We start from the raw sequence: 24,811 nt of genomic DNA, 5'->3' as shown, positions 1-24,811 counted from the left end.
CCAAGCACGCGTGCCCGACCTCGCTTTCCTGGGATCAGGTGGCCTCGACGCCGAGGCTGGGCTCACCGACTACTACCCCGACGAGATTGTGTCGAGACGGGTCGTACTCCGCAACGCGTCACGGGCCTACGTCATGGCTGACAGTTCCAAGCATGGGCGCGTCGCTCCGTTCAAGGTGTCGGACCTCGACGCCTTCACTGGGGTCATCACCGACACGATCAGCACCGCAATGCATGACGCGCTGCAAAGGGCTGGCCTCGACGTTCTGACTGCCTCGACGGACTGATTCTCTTCGAGCAGGAATTGACGTCTCCCCGGACGCCGAGGGGATCCCTTGTGTGGCAGCGCCCTCGTGACGGCTTCGCCGCATTGGGGCACTGCGTTGGTGGGGCACGACTCGAGTCACTCGCTTGATTCACAAGACATGAACCCCCACCAATCAACGACGAACCCCCACCTACCGACGACCGGTTGGTGGGGGTTCATGTCTTGTGGAGCCGAGGGGACTCGAACCCCTAACCCCCTGCTTGCAAAGCAGGTGCGCTACCAATTGCGCCACGGCCCCGTGGCTAGACCTTGTCGCTCGCAGCCGCCCAGTGGTCGGTCGCGGGTGACCTCTTCGACTGGCCGATGACCCAGAACACGCCGGCTGCGGCGAGCCCGAGGGCGATGAACTTCTTCATACTGACCTTCCGTCGAGTGGGCGTACGAGGACTTGAACCTCGGACCTCATCCTTATCAGGGATGCGCTCTAACCAAGCTGAGCTATACGCCCGCAACAGCGATGAACATTACCGTACGACCCGGACCAAGACCGAATCGGGAGGGCCTAGCGCTCCTCGCTGAACGTGACCTCGACGCCACCAAGAACCTGGGCCGCGAGGTTGTAGAGATGGGCACCGATCGTCGCCAGTGCCGTCATCAGGACGACGTTGATCGCCGACAGCACCAAGGTGAGGCCGATCAGGCGCCAGAAGCCGAGGTAGTCGGTGATGTTGAAGCTCGACGAGTCGTCACTGAGCACCGACGTGACGGCTTCGTTGACCTGGTCCCACACACCGACGAGGTTGAGCACGATCCAGAAGATCGTCATCGCGACGACGCCGACGATCATCATTGCGACCGAGATGGCAAACGTGATCCGCGCGACCGACCACGGCTCGACATGGTTGAGCCGAAGGCTGGCCTGACGACCTGAGGCACTGCTCGTCGCGGTGGATGCCACCTGCTCGACCACCTTCGGCTCGTCCTTGACCGCTGGAATCACTGCGGTGCTGTCAGGAGCGGACTTCGTCGTACGAGCATAGTCGGCCGCCGTGAGTGGGCGGCCGGGATCGACAGGTTCGATGCGGCGAGGCCCTGAGGTCTTGGGGGTCTCGTCGGTCTCAGGCTCCTGCTCGACCTGGGCATCCGGCAACGGGATGTCCCTGGCGCGACCCTTGTCAGTCACGGTTGCCGAGCTGGCCCCGACCTTCGAGGGTGCCTTCCTTGCTGACTTCTTGGCGGGACTCTTGGTGGGTTTGGGCAGTCGCGGGATCTCCTGCGACGTTGCAGCGTCCCCCGCACCAGAGCCCGGAGCGTTGTCCGGCAGCTGGCTGTCTTCGTTCACTCGCCCTGCTCCTCGTCGGTCGACGGCTCCTCTACTGAGGACTCGTCCGACGGAAGCTCGGCATTGCGTGCGATGGTCACCACGCGGTCCTCCCCCTTGAACTTGACGAAACTCACCCCCATCGTGTCACGTCCCATCACAGGCACACCCGCAACGAGGCTCCGGGTGACCTGTCCGCCTGCCGTGACACTGATGACGTCGTCGCTGTCCTTGAGCACCAGACCGCCCACGAGCTCACCGCGCGTGTCGGTGATCTGCATGGCCTTGATGCCCAGGCCGCCGCGACCTTGGAGGCGGTAAGCGTCAATGCGTGTCTTCTTGGCGAATCCACCGTCGGTCACCGTGAAGACGTAGAGCTGGTCCTCCTCGGCGACATTGTCCTGGTCGGCGTGCTCATGACGGATGACCGTCATCGAGAGCATCGCGTCGCCGTCACGGAACTTCATTCCGGTGACACCTGACGTCGCACGTCCCATCGGCCGCAGCTGCTCGTCATCGGCACGGAACCGGATCGACTGTGCCTTGCGGGAGATCAGCAGCAGGTCATCCTCGGGGTTGACCAGCTCGGCGCCGATCAGCTCGTCGTCGTCCTCACGGAAGTTGATCGCGATGACACCGGCCTGCCGTGGGCTGTTGTAGTCGGCCAGGCGCGTCTTCTTGACCAGGCCGCGCCGAGTCGCGAGCACGAGGTAGGGCGCCGACTCGTAGTCGCGGATCGCCAGCACCTGGGCGATCTGCTCGTCGGGCTGGAACGACAGGAGTCCGGCGACGTGTCCGCCCTTGGCGTCACGACCTGCTTCAGGAAGCTGGTATGCCTTGGCCCGGTAGACGCGTCCGGCCGTGGTGAAGAACAGGATCCAGTGGTGGCTGGTCGTCGAGAACATGTGGTCGACCATGTCGTCGCCGCGGAGCTGAGCCCCGCGTACGCCCTTGCCGCCGCGATTCTGCACGCGGTAGAGGTCGGTCTTGGTGCGCTTGGCGTAGCCGCCCTTGGTGATCGTGACGACGACCTCCTCATCGGGGATGAGGTCCTCGTCGGACAGGTCGCCGTCGGCGGGGATGATCTGTGAACGGCGGTCGGTGCCGAACTTGTCGACGATCGCAGCGAGCTCCTCGGAGACGATCTGACGCTGACGCTCAGGCTTGGCCAGGATGTCCTTGTAGTCGGCGATCTGTTCCTCGAGCTCGGCGAGGGTGTCCATGATCTTCTGACGCTCGAGTGCCGCGAGGCGACGCAGCTGCATCTCGAGGATCGCGTTGGCCTGCAGCTCATCGATCGTGAGCAGCTTGATGAGTCCGGCGCGAGCCTCGTCGACCGTGGGGCTGCGACGGATCAGGGCGATGACCTCGTCGAGCGCATCGAGGGCCTTGGCGTAGCCGCGGAAGATGTGCGCTCGAGCCTCCGCGTCGTCCAAGAGGTACTGGGTACGGCGCTGGATGACTTCGATCTGGTGATTGATCCAGTGGCTGACGAACTGGTCGAGCGTCAACGTACGCGGGACGTCGTCTACCAGGGCCAGCATGTTGGCGCTGAAGTTGGTCTGCAGCTCGGTGTGCTTGTAGAGGTTGTTGAGCACGACGCGGGCAACGGCGTCCTTGCGGATCTCGATCACGATGCGGCGGCCGACGCGCGACGAGGTCTCGTCGCGCAGGTCGGAGATGCCCTGGATGCGGCCGGTGTTGACCAGGTCGGCGATCTTGCGCATGAGGTTGTCGGGGTTGACCTGATAGGGCAGACCCGTGACGACGAGCTGGATGCGGCCCTTGGTGTCTTCCTCGATCGAGACGATCGCGCGCATCATCACCGAGCCGCGGCCCGTGCGATACATGTCCTCGATGCCCTTGGTGCCGACGATCAACGCATCCGACGGGAAGTCGGGGCCCTTGATGCGCTCAAGCAGGGCGTCGAGCAGCTCTTCCTTGCTGGCCTCGGGGTTCTCCAGCGCCCACTGGGCACCGGCCGCGACCTCGACCAGGTTGTGCGGCGGGATGTTGGTGGCCATGCCGACCGCGATGCCGGCCGAGCCGTTGACCAACAGGTTGGGGATGCGGGCCGGGAGAACCGTCGGCTCCTGCGAGCGACCGTCGTAGTTGGGGCGGAAGTCGACGGTGTTCTTGTCGATGTCACGCACCATCTCCATCGCGATGGGAGCGAGCCGACACTCGGTGTAACGCATCGCGGCAGCGCCGTCATCACCCGGCGAGCCGAAGTTGCCCTGCCCGTCGATCATCGGAGCGCGCATGACCCACGGCTGAGCCAGTCGTACGAGCGTGTCGTAGATCGCGGTGTCACCGTGCGGGTGGTATTGACCCATGACGTCACCGACGATGCGCGAGCACTTGGAGAACCCGCGGTCGGGCCGGTAGCCGCCGTCATACATCGCGTAGAGGACGCGGCGGTGCACCGGCTTGAGACCGTCGCGGACGTCGGGCAGGGCGCGCGACACGATCACGCTCATGGCGTAGTCGATGTAGGACCGCTGCATCTCGTCCTGCAGCTCGACGCCTTCGATCCGGTCGTGCTCGGGAGGAGTGGTGTCAGTCATGGAGGATCCCTGTCAGATCAGATGTCGAGAAAACGTACGTCTGCGTCTCAAGCTCAGGCTCGACGCGTTCAATCCTGTGGTGTTCGGGTGCGGTCTCAGTCACGAAGAGTCCCTGTCAGATCAGATGTCGAGAAGCTAGATATCCAAAAAACGTACGTCTTTGGCGTTGCGCTGGATGAAGGCCCGTCGCTGCTCGACGTCCTCACCCATGAGGATCGTGAACATCTCGTCGGCCATCGCGGCGTCCTCGAGCGTCACCTGGCGCAGGATGCGGTTGGCCGGATCCATCGTGGTGTCCCACAACTCGCTGTCGTTCATCTCACCGAGACCCTTGTAGCGCTGGATCTGCTGGCCGACCTCCTTGGGGAGGCGCTTGCCCTCGGCTGCGCCCGACTCCAGGAGTGCATCGCGCTCCCGGTCCGAGTAGGCCAGCTCGTCGGCGGAATTGCTCCACTTGATCTTGTAGAGCGGCGGCTGCGCGAGGTAGACGTGGCCGGCATCGATCAGCGGCTTCATGAACCGGAACAGCAGGGTCAGCAGCAACGTCGAGATGTGCTGGCCGTCGACGTCGGCATCGGCCATCAGCACGATCTTGTGATAGCGGAGCTTGGCCATGTCGAAGTCCTCGTGCACCCCGGTGCCGAGCGCCGAGATGATCGCCTGGACCTCGGCGTTCTGGAGGATCTTGTCGATGCGGGCCTTCTCGACGTTGAGGATCTTGCCGCGCAACGGGAGGATCGCCTGCGTACGAGGGTCACGACCACCCTTGGCCGAGCCGCCAGCCGAGTTGCCCTCGACGATGAAGACCTCGCACTCGGCGGGTTCGCGCGACGAGCAGTCGGCGAGCTTGCCGGGAAGACCGCCGCCGCCGAGCAGTCCCTTGCGGTTGCGGGCCAGGTCGCGCGCCTTGCGGGCGGCCATGCGGGCCGTCGCTGCATCGATCGACTTGCGGACGATGGTCTTGCCTTCAGCCGGGTGCTGCTCGAACCAGGCACCGAGCTCGTCGTTGAGGACCGACTGGACGTAAGACTTGGCTTCGCTGTTGCCGAGCTTGGTCTTGGTCTGGCCCTCGAACTGGGGCTCCTCGAGCTTGATCGAGACGATCGCCGTCAGACCTTCGCGGATGTCCTCGCCGGAGAGGTTGTCGGTGGCCTTCTTGATCAGGCCCTGCGTCGTCGCGAACTTGTTGACCGTCGCGGTGAGTGCCGCGCGGAAGCCTTCTTCGTGCGTGCCGCCCTCGTGCGTGTTGATCGTGTTGGCGAACGTGTGCACCGACTCGACGAAGCTGTCGTTCCACTGCATCGCGACCTCGAGCGAGAGGCCCTTGGCCTCGTCCTCGGACTCGAACGCGATGACGTCGCGGTGGATCGGTGCCTTGCTGCCGACGTTGATGTGCTCGACGTAGTCGACGAGTCCCTTGTCGTAGCGGAAGCGGGCGTCGCGCTCCTGCCCATCAAATTCCGAGTCCTCGGACTCGTCGTCGTCGTGCCTCTCGCGGTCGTCGCGCAGGACCAGCTCGAGCCCCTTGTTGAGGAACGCCATCTCCCGGAATCGCGTCTTGAGCGTCTCGTAGGAGTAGTCGGTGGTCTCGAAGATCGTGTCGCTGGCATAGAACACGGTGGTCGTGCCGGTCTCGGTGGTCTTGGCGCCACGCTTGAGTGGCGCGTCCGGCTCGCCGTACGTGAACGACTGCGTCCAGACGTAGCCGTCACGCTTGACCTCGACGTGAAGCTTGGTCGACAGCGCATTGACGACCGAGACGCCGACGCCGTGCAGTCCGCCCGACACCTTGTAGCCACCACCGCCGAACTTGCCGCCGGCGTGCAGCGACGTGAGAACCAGCGTCACGGCCGGCATCTTCTCCGTCGGGTGCTCGTCGACCGGGATGCCTCGACCGTCGTCGACGACCTTGACTCCGCCGTCCGGCTGGAGGGTCACCGCGATGTGGGAGGCGTATCCGGCGAGGGCCTCGTCGACCGAGTTGTCGACGACCTCGTAGACCAGGTGGTGCAGGCCGCGCTCGCCCGTGGAGCCGATGTACATGCCGGGCCGCTTGCGTACGGCCTCCAGTCCCTCGAGCACCTGGATGTTGCTGGCGTCATATGTTGCTTCAGGATCTGGAGTTTGAGTCACTCAATCAGTATACGGGCCCATTACGGGCCTCCCAGCGTCTAGTCACAGGTTTCGGCACGGGTTTCTTGAGGCTCAGGTGGCCTTCAGAGCCACATAAGCGCCGCTGTGACGACGTCGGAGGTCCCCGTCCGAGCCGGGATAGGGGCGTACCGGCCAAAATCGCTCTCACCTGCACGGGTGTCACCTGGCCGGGAGAGGCTGGGATCCATCGGGCATCGTATTGGCATGTCCATGACCGCCTCCCGTCGTGACACGGCGCCCGCCGCCGTCGCCACGGTGCTCGTCGCGGGTGCGCTCGCGGCACTCCTGGTACGAGTCGCGCTCCGCTCCGGGCAGGGTCAGGACTGGGACGACTCGGCGATGCGGACCGTCGTCGCAGGGCGAGATGCCCAGCTCACCTTGCTCAGCGTCCTCGGGTACGTGTCGATCGGTGCGATCCTCGCGGTCGCCGTCGGGTGTGCCGTCGTTGCACTGATGCGTGGTCGACCACGCATCGGCGCCGCTGCCGCTGCGGTGCTGCTCGGGGCGAACCTGACCACACAGGTTCTCAAGGAGACGGTCCTCGATCGTCCCGACTTCGGGTTGGGCACGCTCAACAGCCTGCCCAGCGGGCACACGACGGTCGTCGCGAGCGCTGTCGGCGCCGCGCTGCTGGTCGCGCCCGGTGTGCTCCGACCCCTCGTCGCGCTTGCCGGCGGTTTCGCCACGACGCTCACCGGTGCTTCGACGATCGTCGCAGGGTGGCACCGACCAGCTGATGTCATGGCGGCACTCGCGGTCAGCCTGATCTGGACCGCGTTGGTTGCCGCAGTCATCCACGGCCCGCGTCATCCGGTGAGGGGCACGTTCATCGCCGCGGTGGCGGGATGTGTGGGCGGGCTCGCCTTCCTGGTCGCGGTCGGAGTACGCCCAGCGTACGGATGGGTCGGCTTCACCCAGGCGTCGCTCGTGCTCGGCACGGTGACCGCCGTGACCGCGGCCTTCGTCGTCGCTGCGGCTGCCGTGTCGCCGTCCGAATAGCTCAGCCGTAGGTGTCGCGGGGGCCGCGCGCACCCTTGACGCTGCGGATGCCCTTCTTCCACGAGGGTGCCTGCGGTCCGCGTACGACGATCCGGATCACCGATCCGTCACCGAACTCCTGGTTGAGCTTGGCCACGATGCGTGGCGCCAACATGCGGAGCTGGGTCGCCCACGCCGTGGAGTCGGTACGTACTTCGACCTCGCCATCCTCGAAGGCGATGACCTCCGAATGCTGGGCCACCTCGGGTCCGACGATCTTGGGCCAGTCCGTGAACACCCGCTGGGCCGCAAGCTTCTCGGTCCAGCCCTGGTCGTCGACGAGCTCGCCGAGCACATCGCCGAGCGCACTGGGTTCATCGCGCTTGGGCCGGGCCGGTTTGGCCGGACGGGTCCGCCGCTTCGGGGACTGGCCTGCCGGCTTCGACGTCTTGTAGCTGTTGGCGATCTCACGGGCGAGGCGCAAGGCGTCCGGCTCCTCTGACTCAGTCACGGACAACCTCCCCGCCGGCGACTCGAAAACGGTGACCTTTGAGCGCATCAGGCACGTCATCGGCCACTGCGCCGGTGACGAGCACCTGCTCGGCATCGCCGACCAGCTCGGCGAGCTGTTGGCGCCGGCCTTGGTCGAGCTCGGCGAACACGTCGTCCAGGATCAGCACCGGGTCGTCGTCATCCCTGCGGAGCAGCTCGAACGACGCCAGTCGGAGCGCGAGCGCCAACGACCATGACTCACCATGACTCGAGTAGCCCTTCGCGGGCAACGTACCGATCATCAGCGCGACCTCGTCACGGTGTGGACCGACCAGACTGATGCCGCGATCGATCTCGTCGCCGCGGCGACGCGCAACCTCCTCGAGGATCGCGTCGTGAATCGTCGAGGCATCGCGCAGTCCGGCCGGCAGCGCGAGGGACGGCTTGTAGGTCGCGGTGACGTGGCGTCGGTCGGGCGCGGCCTCGGCGGCCACGCGTACGTACGCGTCCGCGAGGAACGGAGCGAGCTCGTCGAGCAGCCTGAGCCTCTCGGCGACGAGCTCAGAACCTGTACGGGCGAGGTTCTCGTCCCAGATGTCCAAGGTCGACAGGTCGGCATCGCGGCGACGGCCGGCTGACTTGAGGAGCGTGTTGCGCTGCTTGAGGACGCGCTCGTAATCCGCGCGGACGCCGGTGAGACGTGGGGTCCTCAGGACCAGGAGCGAGTCGAGAAATTTTCTGCGATCCGAGGGGTCACCCTTGACCAGGTCGAGGTCGTCGGGCGAGAACATCACGGTGCGGAGCACGCCGACCAGCTCACGCGTCCGGGGCAGGGCTCCGCGGTTGATGCGGGCGCGATTGGCCTTGCCGGGCGTGATCTCGAGCTCGAGCAGCGCCGTACGGTCACCCTTGACGACGTCGGCGCGGATCACGGCCTGATCGGCACCAGCGCGTACGAGTGGGGTGTCGCTGGAGACGCGGTGCGACTCCAGGCGTGAGAGGTAGTCGATCGCCTCGACCAGATTGGTCTTGCCCTGACCGTTGGCACCGATGAACGCCGTGGCGCCCGGTTCAAGCTCGATCTCGACGGTGGCGTACGACCGGAAGTCATGCAAGGACAGCCGGGCAACGTGCATGCGAGCTAGGCGTCCTTGGGGTCGTGCCCTGCTTCAGCAGCAGCCTGCACCGCGTGGCCACCGAACTGGTTGCGCATCGCGGCGACCGCCTGCATGGCCGGCGACTCATCCTGGCGCGAGGTGAATCGAGCGAACAGGGACGCTGCGATGGTGTGCATCGGCACGGCGTTGTCGATCGCTGCCTCGACAGTCCACCGACCTTCGCCGGAGTCCTCGGCGTAGCCGCGAATTTTTGAGAGTCCCGGGTCCTCTTCGAGTGCCTTGACCAGGAGGTCGAGCAGCCACGAACGTACGACGGTGCCCTGGCGCCACGAGTCGAACACCGCGGTGACGTTGTCGACCATGTCGACCTTCTCGAGGAGCTCGTAGCCCTCGGCGTAGGCCTGCATCATGGCGTACTCGATGCCGTTGTGGACCATCTTGGAGAAGTGGCCCGCTCCTACGCGGCCGGCGTGCACGAAGCCGGAGTCACCCTCGGGCTTCAGCGCATCGAAGACCGGCATGACCTTGGCGATGTCGGCCTTGTCACCGCCGGCCATGAGTGCGTAGCCGTTCTCGAGGCCCCAGATGCCGCCGCTGACACCGCAGTCGATGTAGCCGATGCCCTTCTCGGCCGCGAGGCCCGCGTGGATCTCGTCATCGGTCCAGCGAGAGTTGCCGCCGTCGATGATGACGTCACCCTCGTCCAGAAGCTCGAGCAGCTCGGTCACGGTGGCGCGGGTGATGTCGCCGGCGGGCACCATGACCCAGACGACCTTGGGCGACTCAAGCTTGTCGACCATCTCGGCCAGCGATCCGACGTCGGTGACATCGGGATTGCGGTCGTAGCCGACGACGCCGACCTTGCCGTTGCGCAGGCGGGTGCGCATGTTGCCACCCATCTTGCCGAGTCCGACGAGTCCGATTTCCATGTCGAGCGCTCCCAAAGAGTGTGGTTCAGTTCTGCAAGCGTACGGGCATGATCAGGTAGCGGAAGGCGGCGTCGGGATCGGCGCCGATCTCCTGGACGCCCGAGATCGCTGCGGGCTTGGTGTGCTGCGTGAACGACAGGTGCACGACGGGATCCGACATCACGGCGAGTCCCTCGAGCAGGTAGGTCGGGTTGAAGCCGATCGAGATGTCCGCACCGTTGATCGTCGCCTCGAGCGACTCCGACGCCTGCGCCTCCTCCCCGCTGCCGGCCTCGAGGAGCAGCTGTCCCTCGGAGAAGCTCAGGCGTACGGGCGTGTTGCGCTCCGCGACCAGGGCCACACGCTTGACCGAGTCGACGAACTGCTGGGTGTCGACATACGCGACGGTCTCGGGTGTGGCCTGGAAGAGCTGGCGTACGCGGGGGAAGTCACCCTCGAGGAGTCGAGTGGTCGTACGGCGTGTGCCGTTGCCGACGACGCCCTCGAACCCGATGAGTCCGTCGCCGGCGTCACCGGAGGACACCGCGATCGTGATGTCGCCGCCGGCGGTCAACGCACGGGCGGTCTCGCCGAGAACGCGAGCCGGAACCAGCGCCTGGGCCGAGATGTCGGCCTGCTCGGGATACCACTGCAGGTCGCGCAGGCTGGCACGGAAGCGATCGGTCGCCATCAGCGAGATGGTCGAGCCCTCGAGCTCCAGGCGTACGCCGGTCAGCAAGGGCAACATCTCGTCACGTCCTGCTGCTGCGCTGGCCTGTGCGACCGCCGTGGCGAAGTCGTCGGCCTTGATCGTGCCGGAGGCCGTCGGCATCTCGGGAAGCTGTGGATATTCCTCGACCGGCATGGTCTGCAGGCTGAAGCGGGCGTTGCCGCACACGACCTGGACCTTGGTGCCTTCGAGGGCGATCTCCATAGGCTTCGCGGGGAGCGACTTGACGATTTCGGCGAGGAGACGGCCAGAGACCAGAGCACGGCCGTCGGCCGTGACCTCGGCGGGCAGGGTCGCACGCGTCGACGTCTCGTAGTCGAAGCCCGAAAGCGTGAGTCCGTCTGCGGCAGTTTCGATGAGCAGACCTGCCAGCACGGGCACGCTCGGACGGTTGGGCAGGCTGCGCGCCGTCCAAGCGACGGCGTCCGCGAGTGTGTCGCGGTCGATGCGGAACTTCACGTGGTGGGGCCTTTCCGAGGACGGGAGCCGTGGGGATGAATCCTGCCACGCAACCTGGGCGTGGAGGTAGCCAGGGGAAGGACTGATCTGGTCGTCCACACATGTGGTGTGACGTGACTTCCACTGGTCTTGTCGAGATATATAAGGGTAGTCGTCGTAGTAGCGTCTGTGGATTCGGTGGACAACTTGTCATTGCGCAGGTCAGCCAGTGTTTCGACCGGTGGACAACCTGTGTCGTACGAAGGGGTGAAACTACAGGTGGTTGTGAACATCCGCCCGCCGTTCACATGGTGTTCACACTGGGACTCCAGATGTCCACGAGGTGTGGGGGTTTTCCCACAGACTCTTCCCCAGATGTGAATGGTCCGTGCGGGCCATTCACTCGTCATGATTGGCGGGCCTGCTGCTTGATACGAGCAGTGAGCTCCGTGACCTGGTTGTAGACGGCATGCTTCTCGGCCATCAGCTTGCGGATCTTGCGATCGGCGTGCATCACGGTGGTGTGGTCGCGATTGCCGAACTCCTGACCGATCTTGGGCAGTGACATCTCGGTGAGCTCGCGGCAGAGGTACATCGCGATCTGTCGTGCGAGCACCAGGTTGCGGCTGCGGTTGGCGCTGCACAGGTCGTCGATCGAGAACTCGGAGTAGGCAGCCGTCTGCGCCATGATCATGCCGACGGAGATGTCGGGCTCCTCACCTTCGGCGATGAGGTCCTTGAGCACGATCTGCGCGAGCTGGAGGTCGACCGTCGTGCCGTTGAGGTTGGCGAACGCGGTGGCACGGATCAAGGCACCCTCGAGCTCACGGATGTTGGTCTGCACCTTGCTGGCGATGAACTCGAGGACATCTGCGGGCGCGGTGAGCTTTTCGTTGGCGGCCTTCTTGCGGAGGATCGCGATGCGGGTCTCGAGATCTGGCGGCAGGGTCTCGGTGGTGAGTCCCCACTCGAAGCGGTTGCGCAGTCGGTCATCGAGCGTCGTGAGGTTCTTGGGCGGCCGATCGGACGTCATCACGATCTGCTTGTTCTCGTTGTGCAGGGCGTTGAACGTGTGGAAGAACTCGGTCTGCGTGGCTTCCTTGCGCTCGATGAACTGGATGTCATCGACCAGGAGCACGTCGATCTCGCGGTACTTGCGTCGCAGGGCGGACGTACGGTTTTCGCCGATGGCATTGATGACGTCGTTGACGAACTCTTCGCTGCTGACGTAACGCACCCGCGACGACGGGTAGAGGTTGAGGACGTAGTGGCCGATGGCGTGAAGCAGGTGCGTCTTGCCCAGGCCTGACTCGCCGTGGATGACCAGCGGGTTGTAGGCCTTGCCGGGGGCCTCGGCCACGGCGACCGCGGCGGCGTGGGCGAAGCGGTTGGACGAGCCGATGACGAAGTTCTCGAAGAGATAGCGCGGGTTGAGCCGGGCCTCCGCCATCGTGCCGATACGTGGCGGCGCCGTGGTGCGCTCAGCCCAGCTGGGTACGAACTCGTGCTGGTCGTCCTCGTCGTCGGAGTCGTCCTCGGCCACCGACGCCTCGGGCTGCGAGTTTGTCGACATGTCGTCTTGTTGACTCAGGCGATCCAAGGCCGCCGGCTCGATCGTGACGATGAGCCGGGTCTCCTGGTTGAGCGCCATGCTGATGGCGTGCTCGAGCGCAGGGCGTACGCGCGACTCGAGCTGGGCACGTGTCAGGTCGTCCTGGACCGCGACGATCATGATGTTGTCGTGCAGGCTGAGCGGCTTGGCGGAGTAGACCCACACCTTGGCGCCGGGAGAGAGAGTGTCGACGGCCTGCTTCCACACCGTGTCGAGGTGCTCCTCGGGAGTGGGCTCCGGGCCGTCGCTCATCCAATGCCTCCCGACAGAGTCTTTTCACGTATGCGATCCACATGGTTTTCCACAGGTTGTGAATGTACAAGGGCCCGTGAGGGGCCTTGTGGAAAAGTCGATACCGCGGTGACGCTAGCAGCCTTGCCGAGCGCATACAAGCGGATTTCCCCAGCTTGACGAAGGTTCTCGGCGTGTCGCGTGGACCTTGGGGCTGAGGTGGCGTATGGGCATCAGTTTGACCGTCCCAGAGAGCACCGCGTACCGTGGACTAGTCGTGCTAAACGACGACTGCCGTGTGCCCACGAAGAGTCTTTCGCGTCGTGGGCGAGCGGTGGCCGTTGACCGGCCCAATCCCCCGTGAGGAACTCATGAGCAAGCGTACTTTCCAGCCGAACAACCGTCGTCGCTCCAAGAAGCACGGCTTCCGCCTTCGCATGCGTACCCGTGCAGGTCGCGCGATCCTCGCCGATCGCCGCCGCAAGGGCCGCGCCAAGCTGTCTGCCTGAGTCGTTGCTCGCGCGCGCTCAACGCATGCGCACCGGGGAGGACTTCCGGCACACGATCCGTCGTGGTGCCAAAGGCGTACAACCCACCCTTGTCACACATGTCGTTCCGGGAGCCGGCGGACAGACGTCCGTCGGTTTCGTCGTGAGCAAGGCCGTCGGATCCGCCGTCGACCGCAATCGGGTCAAGCGTCAGCTCCGGCACCTCATGCGTGAGCGTCTTGACCGGCTTCCCGAGGGATCACGGGTCGTGGTGCGAGCGTTGCCTGCGGCAACCGACGCCGGATCGGCAACCCTCGCCGAGCACCTTGACGCGGCGTTGGCCCGTGGTGGAGCGAGCTGATGAAGACCTCGCCGTTGAAGTGGGCGATCATCGGGTTCCTCAAGGCCTACCGCTTTGCCATCAGTCCGTTGTACGGCCAGGTGTGCCGCTACCATCCGACGTGCTCGGCCTACGCTTTGCAAGCCGTGGAGACTCATGGTGCGATCCGAGGGGTTTACCTGGCTGCGCGTCGCGTCATGCGGTGCCACCCTTGGGCCGCGGGCGGGTACGACCCGGTCCCTCAGTCACATCGTTAACAGCACGACCTGAACATCACAGAGGAGAACAATGTTCGGCTTCCTAGGCGACATCGGATCGGCCATCATGACGCCGCTCTACTACGCCGTCTCCGCGGTGCTGCTGTTCTGGCACAAGGTGTTCTCCACCCTCGGCCTGTCCGAGAACTCGGGCTGGACCTGGGCCCTCGCGATCGTCGGCCTGACGATCACGATCCGTGCCGCGCTGATCCCGCTGTTCGTGCGTCAGATCAAGTCGAGCCGCAACATGCAGCTGCTGCAGCCCCAGATCAAGGAGCTGCAGAAGAAGTACGCCCACGACCGCGAGAAGCTGACCCAGGAGCAGATGAAGCTCTGGAAGGAGACGGGCACCAACCCGTTCGCCTCCTGCCTCCCCCTGATCCTGCAGATGCCGATCTTCTTCGCGCTGTTCCGCACGATCGACCGCGCCGCGCACGGCACACCCAAGGGCTTCCTCAGCGTCAAGGACGCCGCGTCCCTCGAGAATGCGAAGCTGCTCGGCGCCAAGATCGCCGACACGTTCATGAAGACCGACCTGACCGAGACGCGCATCCTGACGATGACCCTGGTCGTCGCCATGTGCATCACGCAGTTCACGACGCAGCGTCAGCTGATGTCCAAGAACATGCCGGCCGATGCGATGAGCGGTCCGTACGCCCAGCAGCAGAAGATGCTGCTCTACGTGCTCCCCGTGGTGTTCGCGGTGGGCGGCGTGGCGTTCCCGCTCGGTGTCCTCATCTACTGGACGACCTCCAACCTCTGGACCATGGGCCAGCAGTTCTATGTCATCCGCCGCAACCCTGCTCCGGGTACGCCGGCGTTCGCTGCCAAGCAGGAGCGCGACAAGGCACGAGGACGCATCGTCGTCGAGGACCCGCTGAAGAAGGCGGCCGAGGAGGCTGCCCCGAAGCCGGCCCCGCGCGTACAGCCCAAGAACCAGCCGCGTGCCGAGCGCAAGAAGGCGCCGGCACCCAAGCCGACGCCCAAGCAGCGCGGCGGACCGAAGTCTGGTCCACAACAGCCAAAGAAGAAGCCGGACATCACGGCCAAGGATCCCGAGAAGGACATCTGATGAGTGAACTCGCCAAGAGCCTCGAGAAGGAAGGCGACATCGCCGCCGACTTCCTCGAAGAGCTGCTCGACATCGCCGACCTTGATGGCGACATCGACATGGATGTGGACGGTGACCGCGCTGCTGTCGAGATCGTCGGGGGCAACCTCGACCACCTCGTGGGCCGTGACGGCGAGGTGCTCGACGCCCTCCAGGAGCTGACTCGCCTCGCGGTCTATCGCGAGACAGGTGAGCGCAGCCGGCTGATGCTCGACGTCGCCGGTTTCCGTGCCGCACGTCGTACTGAGCTCATCGGCATCGCCGAGGGTGCCATCGAGAAGGTCAAGGCGGGCGAGCCCTCGGTGGCCCTGAGCGCCATGACGCCGTTCGAGCGCAAGGTCGTGCACGATGCTGTCGCGGCCGCTGGCCTCAACAGCTCATCTGACGGTGTGGAGCCTCATCGCCACGTCGTCGTGCTTCCGGCCTCGGACTGAGCATGAGCTCTGACGAGCGCCCCGATGTTTCACGTGAAACACCCCCGTCGTCCGCGGCGGGGGTGTTCTCGTCACAGCTCCCGGTCGCCGAGGCGTATGCGGATCTGCTCGCGACCGACGGTGTCGTACGTGGACTGATCGGCCCGCGTGAGGTCCCCCGCCTGTGGGATCGTCACATCCTCAACTCGGCCGTCGTGCTGCCACGAGTGCCGCAAGGTGCCACGGTCGCCGATGTGGGTACGGGTGCGGGTCTGCCCGGGTTGGTGTGGGCGATCGGTCGCCCCGACCTGCACGTGACCCTGATCGAGCCGCTGCTTCGTCGGACGTCGTTCCTGGACGAGGCCGTCACCGCTCTTGGGCTCGACAACGTCACCGTGCTGCGCGCTCGCGCCGAGGACGTCAAGGAGACGTATGAGGTGGTGACGGCGCGAGCCGTGGCGCCACTCGACAAGCTGGGCCGGTGGTGCCTCCCGCTCGTCCGCAAAGGCGGTGTGCTGCTCGCCCTCAAGGGTCGCACGGCGGAGCAGGAAGTGAAGGCTGCGACGGCAACCCTCCATCGTCTGGGCGCGACGACTATCGTGGTCTCGACGTACGGGGAACACGACAACCCCACGACCGTGGTGGAGGTGACCAAGTGAACGAGCTGGGTCATGTTTCACGTGAAACCACCGAAGGAGCGATGTGAACTCCCCCGCACCATCGGCCGCGTCGTACGGCGCCACGCCCGTACCCAGTCCCGACGCCTCGACGCCACTCGCAGCCGAGGCGCAGCAGCACGTCGAGCTGGCCCAACGCGTGTCGTCCACGCCGCGCTTCGAGAAGCCGAAGGACACCCGGGTGTTCGTCGTCGCCAACCAGAAGGGTGGAGTCGGCAAGACGACGACCACCGTCAACATCGCGGCGGCGTTGGCCATGCGCGGTCTGCGTGTCCTGGTCATCGACCTCGACCCGCAAGGCAACTCTTCGACGGCGCTCAACATCCCGCACCAGGAAGGCACTCCTGGTGTCTACGAGGCGATCGTCGATGGCACCGATCTCGACGAGCTCGTACGTCCATGTCCCGACATCGACGGTCTCACGGTTCTGCCGGCATCGATCGACCTGGCCGGTGCCGAGATTGAGCTGGTCTCACTGGTCGCTCGTGAGTCGCGGCTCGACCGCGGGCTCCAGGCCTACCTCAAGGACTGTGACGACGCTGGCGACCGCATCGACTACGTGCTGATTGACTGCCCACCTTCACTCGGTCTGCTGACGGTCAATGCCATGGTGGCCGGCCGTGAGGTGCTCATCCCCATCCAGTGCGAGTACTACGCCCTGGAGGGCCTCGGTCAGCTGGTTCGCAACATCGAGCTCATCCGGTCGCACCTCAACCCCCGGCTCGAGATCACCACGATCCTTCTGACGATGTACGACGCCCGTACCCGGCTGTCGTCCGGCGTGGCCGACGAGGTGCGCGCCTACTTCAACGAGAAGGTCCTCAAGACGTCGATCCCCAGGTCGGTGCGGATCTCCGAAGCACCGAGCTATCAGCAGTCGGTGCTGACCTATGACAGCGCGTCATCCGGTGCACTGTCCTACCTCGAGGCTGCGCGTGAGATCGCGGTGGCCGGATCGCAGGAGAGCAGCTGATGGCAGCCACACGTCGAGGACTTGGACGCGGGCTCGAGGCACTCATCCCCTCCGGGCCTGAGGACGCGGAGGCCTCCGGTCTCCAGGAGGTCGATGGTGCGCGGTTCGCCGAGCTCCCTCTCGACCAGGTCGTCCCCAACCCACGGCAGCCCCGTGAGGTGTTCGACGAGGATGACATGGAGGAGCTGGTCCACTCCATCAAGGAGGTCGGTCTCCTCCAGCCGGTCGTCGTACGACAGGTGGGCAAGGACCGCTACGAGCTGATCATGGGCGAGCGTCGTTGGCGCGCCCATGGCCTGGCCGGCAAGAAGACCATCGGTGCGATCGTCCGCGACACATCCGACGAGGACCTCCTCCGGGACGCCCTCCTGGAGAACCTCCACCGGTCCAACCTCAACCCCTTGGAAGAGGCATCGGCCTACCAGCAGCTGCTCGAGGACTTCGGGTGCACGCATGACGAGCTTGCCAGCCGCATCGGCCGTTCGCGTCCCCAGATCAGCAACACGATCCGGCTGCTGAAGCTGACGCCGGCGGTCCAGCGTCGGGTCGCCGCAGGCGTCCTGTCGGCTGGCCATGCCCGCGCCCTCGTCGGCATCGACAACACCGAGATCCAGGATCGGCTGGCGACTCGTGTCGTTGCCGAGGGTCTGTCCGTCCGCGCACTGGAAGAGATCGTGGCGGTAGGCCCGAAGGCCTCCAAGGAGGCCCGGAAGGCCAAGCCGACCATCTCGGCACCCAAGCTCGCCGACCTCGCCGAGCGCCTCTCGGAGGCCTACGACACCAGGGTGAAGGTCGACCTCGGCCGGTCAAAGGGTCGCATCACGGTGGAGTTCGCGACACTCGAGGACCTCGAGCGCATCGTCAACCTCATGGACCCCAAGAGTAAATAAGTGTCTTTGTCGACATAGTGACTTGGCGACATGAAGAAGGGCCCGGATCCCCGAGGGGAACCGGGCCCTTCTGTGTGCTGCAGATCAGGCGGTGTGCTCTTCGAGCTCGCTGAGGATCGCGGACTTGGGACGTACGCCCACCAGCGAACGGACGACTTCACCCTTGTAGTAGAGGTTCATCGTGGGAAGGCCGGTGACGCGGTATTGCGCCGGGGTGACCGGGTTGGCGTCGGCGTCCATCTTGAGGATCGTCAGCTTCTCGCCCTTCTCCGCGGCGATCTCCTCGAGGATCGGTGCGAGCTGGCGGCACGGGCCGCACCAGCTGGCCCAGAAGTCGACGAGAACGGGTCCGTCGGCCTTGAGGACGAGCTCGTCGAAGTCGGCGTCGGTGACGGCCGAGAGGGTGCTGTCTGCCATGGTGTGCTCCTTCAGGTCTGTAGGTAGTTAAACGTCGGGCGCTGACAGTTATTCCGTCAACGCGGCAGCGGGTGCCGGCTGGCCAGCGTGCTCGATGTCGGCGAGGTAGCGCTCGGCGTCGAGCGATGCAGCGCAGCCCGTACCTGCAGCCGTCACGGCCTGGCGGTAGGTGTGGTCGACCAGGTCACCGGAGGCGAACACGCCGCGGATGTTGGTCTCGGTGGTGCCGGGCTTGACCAACACGTAACCCTCGTCGTCGAGCTCGACCTGGCCCTTGAGCAGCTCCGAGCGCGGGTCGTGGCCGATCGCGATGAAGAGGCCGGTCGCATCGATCCTGCGGAGGTCACCTGTGACGGTGTCGCGCAACGTGATGCCCTCAAGCTTGTCCTCGCCGTGCAGCTCGGCCACCTCGGAGTTCCAGGCGAACTCGATCTTGTCGTTGGCCAGTGCACGGTCCTGCATGATCTTGCTGGCCCGCAGCTCGTCGCGTCGGTGGACCAGAGTGACCTTGCTGGCGAAGCGGGTGAGGAACGTCGCTTCCTCGAGTGCCGAGTCGCCTCCGCCGACGACCACGATGTTCTGCTCGCGGAAGAAGAAGCCATCACACGTCGCACACCAGCTGACGCCGTGACCGGACAGCCGGTCCTCGCCCTCGATCTCGAGCTTGCGGTAGCCCGAGCCCATCGAGAGGACGATGGCCTTGGCCTCATAGGTCGTGCCGTCCGCCAGGCTCACGGTCTTGACGTCTCCGGTCAGGTCGACGGCCGTGACGTCATCGGCGATCAGCTCGGCGCCGAAGCGCTCGGCCTGGGCCCGGAGCTTGTCCATGAGCTCGGGGCCCATGATGCCGTCCTCGAAGCCGGGGAAGTTCTCGACGTCGGTGGTGTTCATCAGGGCGCCGCCGGCCGTCACCGAGCCCTCGAACACGAGGGGGTTGAGGTTGGCGCGGGCAGCGTAGATCGCGGCTGTGTAGCCCGAAGGTCCCGAGCCGATGATGATCAGATTGCGTACGTCGGTCATGCCGTTGCCTTTGAATCGAAGTCACTGACACAACGAATCCTAGGCCGCCCATATTCCTTGTGCTGGGCGGCTCGACGGGACCTAGGACCGACCACGTACGACGACTTCCCTGACCTCGCCGCGGAAGGAGCCCGTGGCCACCTCGGGAAGCCGTCTCAGCCACACGACGAGGTAGCGCGTGACCTCCCCGGACTGGAGCGTCAGGGTGGAGTCGAGGCCGGCTCGATCGAGGATCGCCACCTGGGTCAGGCCCTTGAGTCTGGTGGGCGGTCCGCTCGCATCGGGCGAGGCGACGAAGATCGACAGGTCGGTGGGTGCACCCTGCATCTGGATCCGCACGCTGTCGACCTCGCGGGGTCCACCGAGGTCGAGGACGAGGCCAACGCCGTCCTTGACACCGCCCAGCAGTGGCGAGCCGAGATAGGTGGACGTACGCCAACCGGTCGCGGGATTGCCGTCCGCAGCGAGACGAGCCTGCTTGGGGTTCTCCTCGCCGTCGTCGCCCAAGGGGTCGAAGTCGGCGATCCGCTGGACCGGGAGGAGCCGGACCGGCGAGGAGTCGTCGATGGCATCGGAACGGTCGTTGCTGGTCGTGCGTCCGACCAGGAATGCCAGGACCGTCGCGATCAGGAGCACGACACCGACACCGAGGAGCACCAGGCCGCGATCGCCCTTGGCGGCTCGGCGGGCGCGCTCGACGTTGCGCTCCATCGTCGTGGGAGGCGCGGGCTCGTAGGCCTTGGGCCGGCGTCGCGGCGGCTCGAGGCCCGGCGGTGGGCCCGCCGGCCTGATGACAGGATCAAGGCGGAGCAGGTCGGGCGAGGAGATGCCCGACAGGCTGGGCTGGTCGTCGCGCACCTCTGGGTCCTCGCCCGAGAGCCGCAGCGTACGGGCGATGTCGGCGGCACTGCGCAGCGGCGTCTCATGGTGCCGCGGGGGTGTGCCGAGGATGCGGTCGGCGACGGTGTCGACGTCGCGGGCGACGCCGGCGCGTACCTGCCGGGGTCGCAGCAGGCGGCCGTGCTCGGTCGGGGCAGCACGGAGGCCATCGACCTGGGCGCCGGGCCATCGGCTCACCAGGCAGGCATACAAGAGCTTGCCGAGCGCCTGGACGTCGAGCTGCTCGTACGCCTGCAGGTCGGCGAGCGAGTCGTGGCGGCCGACAGGTGACAGGGCCGTGGTGACGCCGAGCCCGACGACGCGTACGGCGCCCGACTCCTTGAGCAGGACCTGGTGCGGGGTGAGCCGCCGGTGGTAGACGCCGTGCTCGTGGGCGTGGGCGAGCGCCTCCGCGACCTCGGCGACGACCGTGGCGGCGCGGCGGTTGGGCAGCGGCGATTGTGCGAGCAGCTGGTCGAGCGGGAACGCCCGCGCCCACTCGCGTACGACGAGGTGGTGGCGCTGCTCGTCCTCGATCAGATCGAGCACCCGCAGGAAACGCGGATCGGTGACGGAGGTCGATTCGCGGGCGGCGTCGAGGAAGTGCTCGGCACGAGGATCGGCGCTGGAGAGCATCTCGATGCCGACGTTGCGGTTGAGGATCTGGTCGTGGGCCCGCCACGTGGTGGAGCCGAGCTTCTCGCTGACGAGGTCCTGGAGTTCGTAGCGGTGCGCGAGGACGTCGCCGGAGGCCAATGGCCGCCTGTCGCTCATCAACAGCCCCTTCTACGCTCAACCGCCATGCTACGGGCCGCAGCGGCGCACCGGTTGGCAATCAGGCCCGGCGGCGCAGGGTTTTGACGAGATAGGTGAGCTGGTCCATCCGGAGCACTCGCGCTGCCAGCACGTACGCGGCAGCTCCGCCGAGACCCGCGATGACTGCGGTCGGCAGCCCGCCCGAGGGCTTGGACTGGTCGAGGCCCAGGGAGTCGAGTCCCTGCGCGATGGCAAGCATCGCGACGGCGGCCACACCTGCCGCGGCGATGAGCTTGACGGTGAACACCAGCATCTCGCGGTCGATGAGCGATCCGACCGTACGAGCGAGCAGCGTCGTGGACAGGATCGATCCCACTGCATAGGCGATGCCGAACGCGAAGGCGAGCATCATCGCGACCCGCGCGGGCTCCACCATGGAGGTCAGGACGATCGCCGCGACGATGTTGGTCGCGGCGATGACGACCTGGATGAAGAACGGGGTCCGGGTGTCCTCGTTGGCATAGAAGCCACGCAGCATCAGGTAGTGCACCGTGAACGCGACCATCCCGATGGCGAATGCCTGGATGGCCCAGCCGATCGCAGTCGACCCACCGTCGAGGTTGCCGGCGAGGTTGGTCACGGTGGACACCTGCTGGCCCAGGCACGCCACCGCGACGGCGAGCGGGACGATGATGACGAGCGCCAGTCGGACCGTACGAGCCAGCTCGACCCGGAAGCGGCCGAACTCACGATCGGCGGCGAAACCCGACAGCATCGGGATGATCGCCGTTGCCAGGGACACCGTGATGACGCCGTGCGGGACCTGGCTCACCAGGAAGCCGAGCCCGTAGACGTACGAGCCCGCCGCTTCTTGGCCGTTGGCGGCACCCTCGAGGGTCGCCCGGTTGCCGAGTCGGATGATCACGATGTAGGCGATCTGGTTGACCACGATGAAGCCCAGGGTCCAGAGCGCGAGCCGCAGGGTGTGGCTCAGGCCGACACCGCGGAAGTCGAAGCGCGGCCTGAAGTGGAAGCCGGCCTGGCGCAGGAACGGCACCAGCACGGCGGTCTGCAGGGCGATCGCGACCGTGGACCCCAGGCCGATCAGGAGTGCTTGCGGCGTGGTGAACCCGTCGGTGCCGTCGGACGACCCGAAGACGACCGCATAGACGATGAGCACGGCGATCGCTGCAAGATTGTTGACGATCGGTGCCCACATCATGGGTCCGAACCGCTGGCGCGCATTGAGGACCTGGCCCACCAGGACGAAGGCGCCATAGAAGAACACCTGCGGCATGCAGAGCAGCATCAGCAGCTGGGCCGACTGCCGCTGCTCGGCGTTGGCGGCGGAGAACAGCTCACCGTCATAGAAGACGTGCAGGAGCACGGGTACGGCGATCATCAGGATCGCGGTCGCGGTGGCCAGGACCAGCAGCCCGAGGGTGATCACCCGGTTGGCGTACGCATCCCCGCCGTCCTCGTCGTTCTTCATGCTGCGTACGAGCTGCGGCACCAGGACGACGTTGAAGATGCCGCCGGCGACCAGGATGTAGAGCGCGTTGGGGATCGTGTTGGCCGTGTCGAAGATGTCGGCGTCGAGCGACTTGCCGATCACGAAGACCAGCAGGAGCATCCGCAGCAAGCCGGTGATGCGCGAGACGATGGTGCCGAGGGCCATCCAGGCGCTGGCGCGGGCGATCCCGGCGTCAGTCATCGTCGACCGGCCTGTCAGTCGTGCTGGACTTGCTCACCGAGCGTCGGCGGTGGAAGCGGCGGAACATCGCGAACAGCACCAGGACACCGGCGAGCCCGATGGCGACCCAGAGCATGACGCCGATCTTGCTCGACCGGACGTTGAACGCCTCGGACACTGCGATCACGGTGCCGTCGGTGGAGACGACTCGTGCCGTCAGCTGGGTCGTGTTCTGCCGGCCGAGGTCGATGTTGATCGTCATGGTGTGCCGCTCGCCGGCGGCGATGTCGACCGGCTTGACCGACGGGATGTCGAGCGCGGGGTTGGTGGAGTCGAGCTGGACGCCGACGCGGATGTCGTCGGCCGTGTCGTTGATGATCGTCAGCGGGAATCCGCCGGACGAGCTCGACAGGGTCACCGACGGCGGGCCCTCGACCTTGATCTTGGTGAGCTCGACGTCGGCGCGGCTCGACAGGTTGTTGGCGACCCGGACGCCGAGCGGCGGGTCCTTGCGCCAGCGCACGCCCACAATGCCGGCGACCTGTCGGGCGATCGTCGCGTTGACGTCCTCGTCGTCGGTGTCGATCGATGACAACGCCTTTCCGGTTGCGGCGAGATCGGCAGCGGCCTGGAGCTGCGTACGGCTCACCGGCTTGACGGACGACGTGGTCGGCACCCGGCCGGCGTACGTCGCCAGCGGCCGGGTGAGCAGGTCGTCGAGCGTCGCGCCGCGGGCGAATGGCGCCCCGAATGCGGTGGAGAGCCCGGCGCCGGCGGCATTGGCACCCGGATCCCATGTCGGGTCGACCATCGTGACCGCGTCGGCGTGCGACTTTGAGTCGATTGCCCGCTGGAGCCCGGCGAGAGCCGCATCGCTGAGGATGCGCTGCCGCAGGCTGACCACGGACGTGCCCCCTGGTACGCCGGCGTCGAGCACGTCGTTGACCAGGAGGGGCAGCGGTCCACGGGTCGAGTCGTAGCTGACGAGGGAGCCGAGGCGTCGTTCCCAGCCCGGCACGGAAGCCGGCGTGACGATCATCGGCGTCTCACCATCGCGTCGCTCGGTCGCGAGGAGGCTGGGCGTGACCCCGCGCCTGGTCGGCCAGGTCACCCGCCGCCCGGAGATCTGGTAGGTCGTGATCGCCGACTGCGTCGCCGCGTCGACCGCTTCGGCCAGGCCGCGCCGCAGGTCGGGGTTGGCCGCCAGCGCCAGCACGTCGGGCCGGTCGAAGTCGAGGATCCAGATGTTGTGCGAGCGGAGGTACGCCAGCAGCTCGTCGAGGAACGCCTTGGCCAGTGCGGTCTGGTCCTCGGTCAGCTCCACGCCCTTGGCGATGTGCCGCTTGTTGGCGATGTCGTCGATGCCGACCAGCAGCGCGGGATCGATCAGGACCGTCGCCGAGCTCTGTGGGACGGACCTGGCGAGATCGAGGACGTTGCGGAGCCGGCCGCCGGGGCTGATGAGTGCCAGCGTCGCGACGGGATCGTGGTAGTTGCCGTCGACACCGCGGTAGTCGGGCATGAGGAGCGGCCAGACCAGCGTGGTCGGCACGGGCTTCTGGTCAGACGGGATGTTGGGGAGGAACGTGGTGGCCCGGCCGATCGCGTCATTGGCACGGGTGCCGTCGGTGTCGGTGCCGAGCACCTGTGCGCCGATCGGGTAGACCCCGGTGCCACCCGAGATGCCCAGCTGCCCGTACGGCACCGTGATCTCGAACGACACGGTCTGCTTGGGAGCGAGGTCGCCGAGCTCGTCGAACGCTCCGGGCTCGATCACCCGGGTGCCGGTGTAGGCATCGCCGTTGTCGATCGCGTCGTCGAGCTGAGCACGAGTGGTGAACGGTGTCGCCGGGATCACGAGGTAGGCCTGCACCTCGTCCCAGGCGTGGTCGTCGTTGTTGGTGATCGTGCCGCGCATCGTGATCTTGGCATCGGCCTTGAGCCAGCTGGGCGACAGTGAGGTGATCGTGACGGTGAGGTCGGGATCCTTGTCGGCAGCCTGGGCCGGTGAGCCGAGGAGCATCGCGGCAATCATCGTCGCCAGGATCGCCACACAGGTGCGACGAGGACGGCTGCTCACC

23 protein-coding genes and 2 tRNA genes are annotated in these 24,811 nt (G+C 66.0%); 10 read left to right on the top strand and 15 right to left on the bottom strand.

Going from position 1 to position 24,811, the window contains the following annotated elements; genetic code table 11:
- Positions 1-10: 10 nt before the first annotated feature.
- Complete coding sequence (locus ABD683_RS07625; RefSeq protein WP_344768755.1) at positions 11-286, top strand: DeoR/GlpR family DNA-binding transcription regulator; 276 nt, start codon at positions 11-13, stop codon at positions 284-286.
- Positions 287-492: 206 nt separating this feature from the next.
- Here the strand turns inward: ABD683_RS07625 and ABD683_RS07620 are convergent.
- From ABD683_RS07620 to gyrB, 5 genes are all read right to left on the bottom strand, one after another.
- A tRNA-Ala gene (locus ABD683_RS07620) sits at positions 493-565 on the bottom strand.
- Between the two features lie 135 nt (positions 566-700).
- Positions 701-775, bottom strand: a tRNA-Ile gene (locus ABD683_RS07615).
- Between the two features lie 54 nt (positions 776-829).
- Entirely contained in the window at positions 830-1,609 is a 780-nt protein-coding gene (locus ABD683_RS07610; protein WP_344768753.1) for a DUF3566 domain-containing protein, read from the bottom strand.
- Entirely contained in the window at positions 1,606-4,155 is a 2,550-nt protein-coding gene (gene gyrA / locus ABD683_RS07605; protein WP_344768751.1) for a DNA gyrase subunit A, read from the bottom strand. Before gyrA ends, ABD683_RS07610 begins: the two co-directional genes overlap by 4 nt.
- 135 nt (positions 4,156-4,290) lie before the next feature.
- On the bottom strand, positions 4,291-6,288 hold the full coding sequence (gene gyrB / locus ABD683_RS07600; RefSeq protein WP_344768749.1) for a DNA topoisomerase (ATP-hydrolyzing) subunit B: 1,998 nt from the start codon (positions 6,286-6,288) through the stop codon (positions 4,291-4,293).
- Positions 6,289-6,513: 225 nt separating this feature from the next.
- On the opposite strand from gyrB, the gene ABD683_RS07595 reads away from it, so the two are divergent.
- Entirely contained in the window at positions 6,514-7,308 is a 795-nt protein-coding gene (locus ABD683_RS07595) for a phosphatase PAP2 family protein (RefSeq protein WP_344768747.1), read from the top strand.
- A 1-nt stretch (position 7,309) separates the two neighbouring features.
- Here the strand turns inward: ABD683_RS07595 and ABD683_RS07590 are convergent, their stop codons facing one another.
- From ABD683_RS07590 to dnaA, 5 genes are all read right to left on the bottom strand, one after another.
- On the bottom strand, positions 7,310-7,798 hold the full coding sequence (locus tag ABD683_RS07590; RefSeq protein ID WP_344768745.1) for a DciA family protein: 489 nt from the start codon (positions 7,796-7,798) through the stop codon (positions 7,310-7,312).
- Positions 7,791-8,915, bottom strand: coding sequence for a DNA replication/repair protein RecF (recF, locus tag ABD683_RS07585; protein ID WP_344768744.1), 1,125 nt, complete (start codon positions 8,913-8,915; stop codon positions 7,791-7,793). The genes ABD683_RS07590 and recF overlap by 8 nt, the downstream gene beginning before the upstream one ends.
- A gap of 5 nt (positions 8,916-8,920) precedes the next feature.
- The gene (gnd, locus tag ABD683_RS07580) at positions 8,921-9,826 is read right to left on the bottom strand and encodes a phosphogluconate dehydrogenase (NAD(+)-dependent, decarboxylating) (protein ID WP_344768743.1); all 906 of its coding nucleotides are present in this window, start codon (positions 9,824-9,826) and stop codon (positions 8,921-8,923) included.
- Between the two features lie 25 nt (positions 9,827-9,851).
- Positions 9,852-10,994 (bottom strand): DNA polymerase III subunit beta, encoded by a 1,143-nt coding sequence (gene dnaN, locus ABD683_RS07575; RefSeq protein WP_344768742.1) that lies wholly within the window; start codon positions 10,992-10,994, stop codon positions 9,852-9,854.
- Between the two features lie 385 nt (positions 10,995-11,379).
- Positions 11,380-12,837, bottom strand: a complete 1,458-nt coding sequence (gene dnaA, locus ABD683_RS07570) for a chromosomal replication initiator protein DnaA (protein ID WP_344768740.1) — start codon at positions 12,835-12,837, stop codon at positions 11,380-11,382.
- Between the two features lie 350 nt (positions 12,838-13,187).
- On the opposite strand from dnaA, the gene rpmH reads away from it, so the two are divergent.
- From rpmH to ABD683_RS07530, 8 genes are read left to right on the top strand one after another with little or no spacing between them, the layout of a single operon-like run.
- Positions 13,188-13,325 carry a 50S ribosomal protein L34 gene (rpmH, locus tag ABD683_RS07565; protein ID WP_309965974.1) on the top strand — a complete coding sequence of 46 codons (138 nt, stop codon included), beginning with the start codon at positions 13,188-13,190 and terminating at the stop codon, positions 13,323-13,325.
- 4 nt (positions 13,326-13,329) lie between these two features.
- On the top strand, positions 13,330-13,665 hold the full coding sequence (rnpA, locus tag ABD683_RS07560; protein ID WP_344768736.1) for a ribonuclease P protein component: 336 nt from the start codon (positions 13,330-13,332) through the stop codon (positions 13,663-13,665).
- On the top strand, positions 13,665-13,901 hold the full coding sequence (yidD, locus tag ABD683_RS07555; protein WP_344768734.1) for a membrane protein insertion efficiency factor YidD: 237 nt from the start codon (positions 13,665-13,667) through the stop codon (positions 13,899-13,901). The genes rnpA and yidD overlap by 1 nt, the downstream gene beginning before the upstream one ends.
- 31 nt (positions 13,902-13,932) lie before the next feature.
- On the top strand, positions 13,933-14,973 hold the full coding sequence (yidC, locus tag ABD683_RS07550) for a membrane protein insertase YidC (RefSeq protein ID WP_344768732.1): 1,041 nt from the start codon (positions 13,933-13,935) through the stop codon (positions 14,971-14,973).
- On the top strand, positions 14,973-15,446 hold the full coding sequence (locus ABD683_RS07545; RefSeq protein ID WP_344768730.1) for a Jag family protein: 474 nt from the start codon (positions 14,973-14,975) through the stop codon (positions 15,444-15,446). The genes yidC and ABD683_RS07545 overlap by 1 nt, the downstream gene beginning before the upstream one ends.
- Before the next feature lie 2 nt (positions 15,447-15,448).
- Positions 15,449-16,084: a 16S rRNA (guanine(527)-N(7))-methyltransferase RsmG gene (gene rsmG, locus ABD683_RS07540; protein ID WP_344768728.1), complete on the top strand. Its 636-nt coding sequence runs from the start codon at positions 15,449-15,451 to the stop codon at positions 16,082-16,084.
- Positions 16,085-16,127: 43 nt separating this feature from the next.
- Positions 16,128-17,075, top strand: a complete 948-nt coding sequence (locus ABD683_RS07535) for a ParA family protein (protein WP_344768726.1) — start codon at positions 16,128-16,130, stop codon at positions 17,073-17,075.
- Positions 17,075-17,965 (top strand): ParB/RepB/Spo0J family partition protein, encoded by an 891-nt coding sequence (locus ABD683_RS07530; protein ID WP_344768724.1) that lies wholly within the window; start codon positions 17,075-17,077, stop codon positions 17,963-17,965. The genes ABD683_RS07535 and ABD683_RS07530 overlap by 1 nt, the downstream gene beginning before the upstream one ends.
- A gap of 84 nt (positions 17,966-18,049) precedes the next feature.
- Here ABD683_RS07530 and trxA read toward each other — a convergent pair whose 3' ends face one another.
- From trxA to ABD683_RS07505, 5 genes are all read right to left on the bottom strand, one after another.
- Positions 18,050-18,382, bottom strand: coding sequence for a thioredoxin (trxA, locus tag ABD683_RS07525; protein WP_344768722.1), 333 nt, complete (start codon positions 18,380-18,382; stop codon positions 18,050-18,052).
- 48 nt (positions 18,383-18,430) lie between these two features.
- Complete coding sequence (gene trxB / locus ABD683_RS07520) at positions 18,431-19,402, bottom strand: thioredoxin-disulfide reductase (RefSeq protein WP_344768720.1); 972 nt, start codon at positions 19,400-19,402, stop codon at positions 18,431-18,433.
- Positions 19,403-19,483: 81 nt separating this feature from the next.
- Positions 19,484-21,055 (bottom strand): protein kinase domain-containing protein, encoded by a 1,572-nt coding sequence (locus ABD683_RS07515; RefSeq protein ID WP_344768718.1) that lies wholly within the window; start codon positions 21,053-21,055, stop codon positions 19,484-19,486.
- A gap of 61 nt (positions 21,056-21,116) precedes the next feature.
- Positions 21,117-22,751 (bottom strand): murein biosynthesis integral membrane protein MurJ, encoded by a 1,635-nt coding sequence (murJ, locus tag ABD683_RS07510; RefSeq protein WP_344768716.1) that lies wholly within the window; start codon positions 22,749-22,751, stop codon positions 21,117-21,119.
- The gene (locus tag ABD683_RS07505) at positions 22,744-24,810 is read right to left on the bottom strand and encodes a DUF6049 family protein (protein WP_344768714.1); all 2,067 of its coding nucleotides are present in this window, start codon (positions 24,808-24,810) and stop codon (positions 22,744-22,746) included. Before ABD683_RS07505 ends, murJ begins: the two co-directional genes overlap by 8 nt.
- Between the last annotated feature and the right edge of the window lies 1 nt (position 24,811).

It is taken from the genome of Aeromicrobium panaciterrae, assembly GCF_039537165.1.
Lineage (GTDB): Bacteria > Actinomycetota > Actinomycetes > Propionibacteriales > Nocardioidaceae > Aeromicrobium > Aeromicrobium panaciterrae.
The sequence above is the reverse complement of the archived record's forward strand: the minus strand, read 5'-3'. Positions and strand labels throughout refer to the sequence as shown.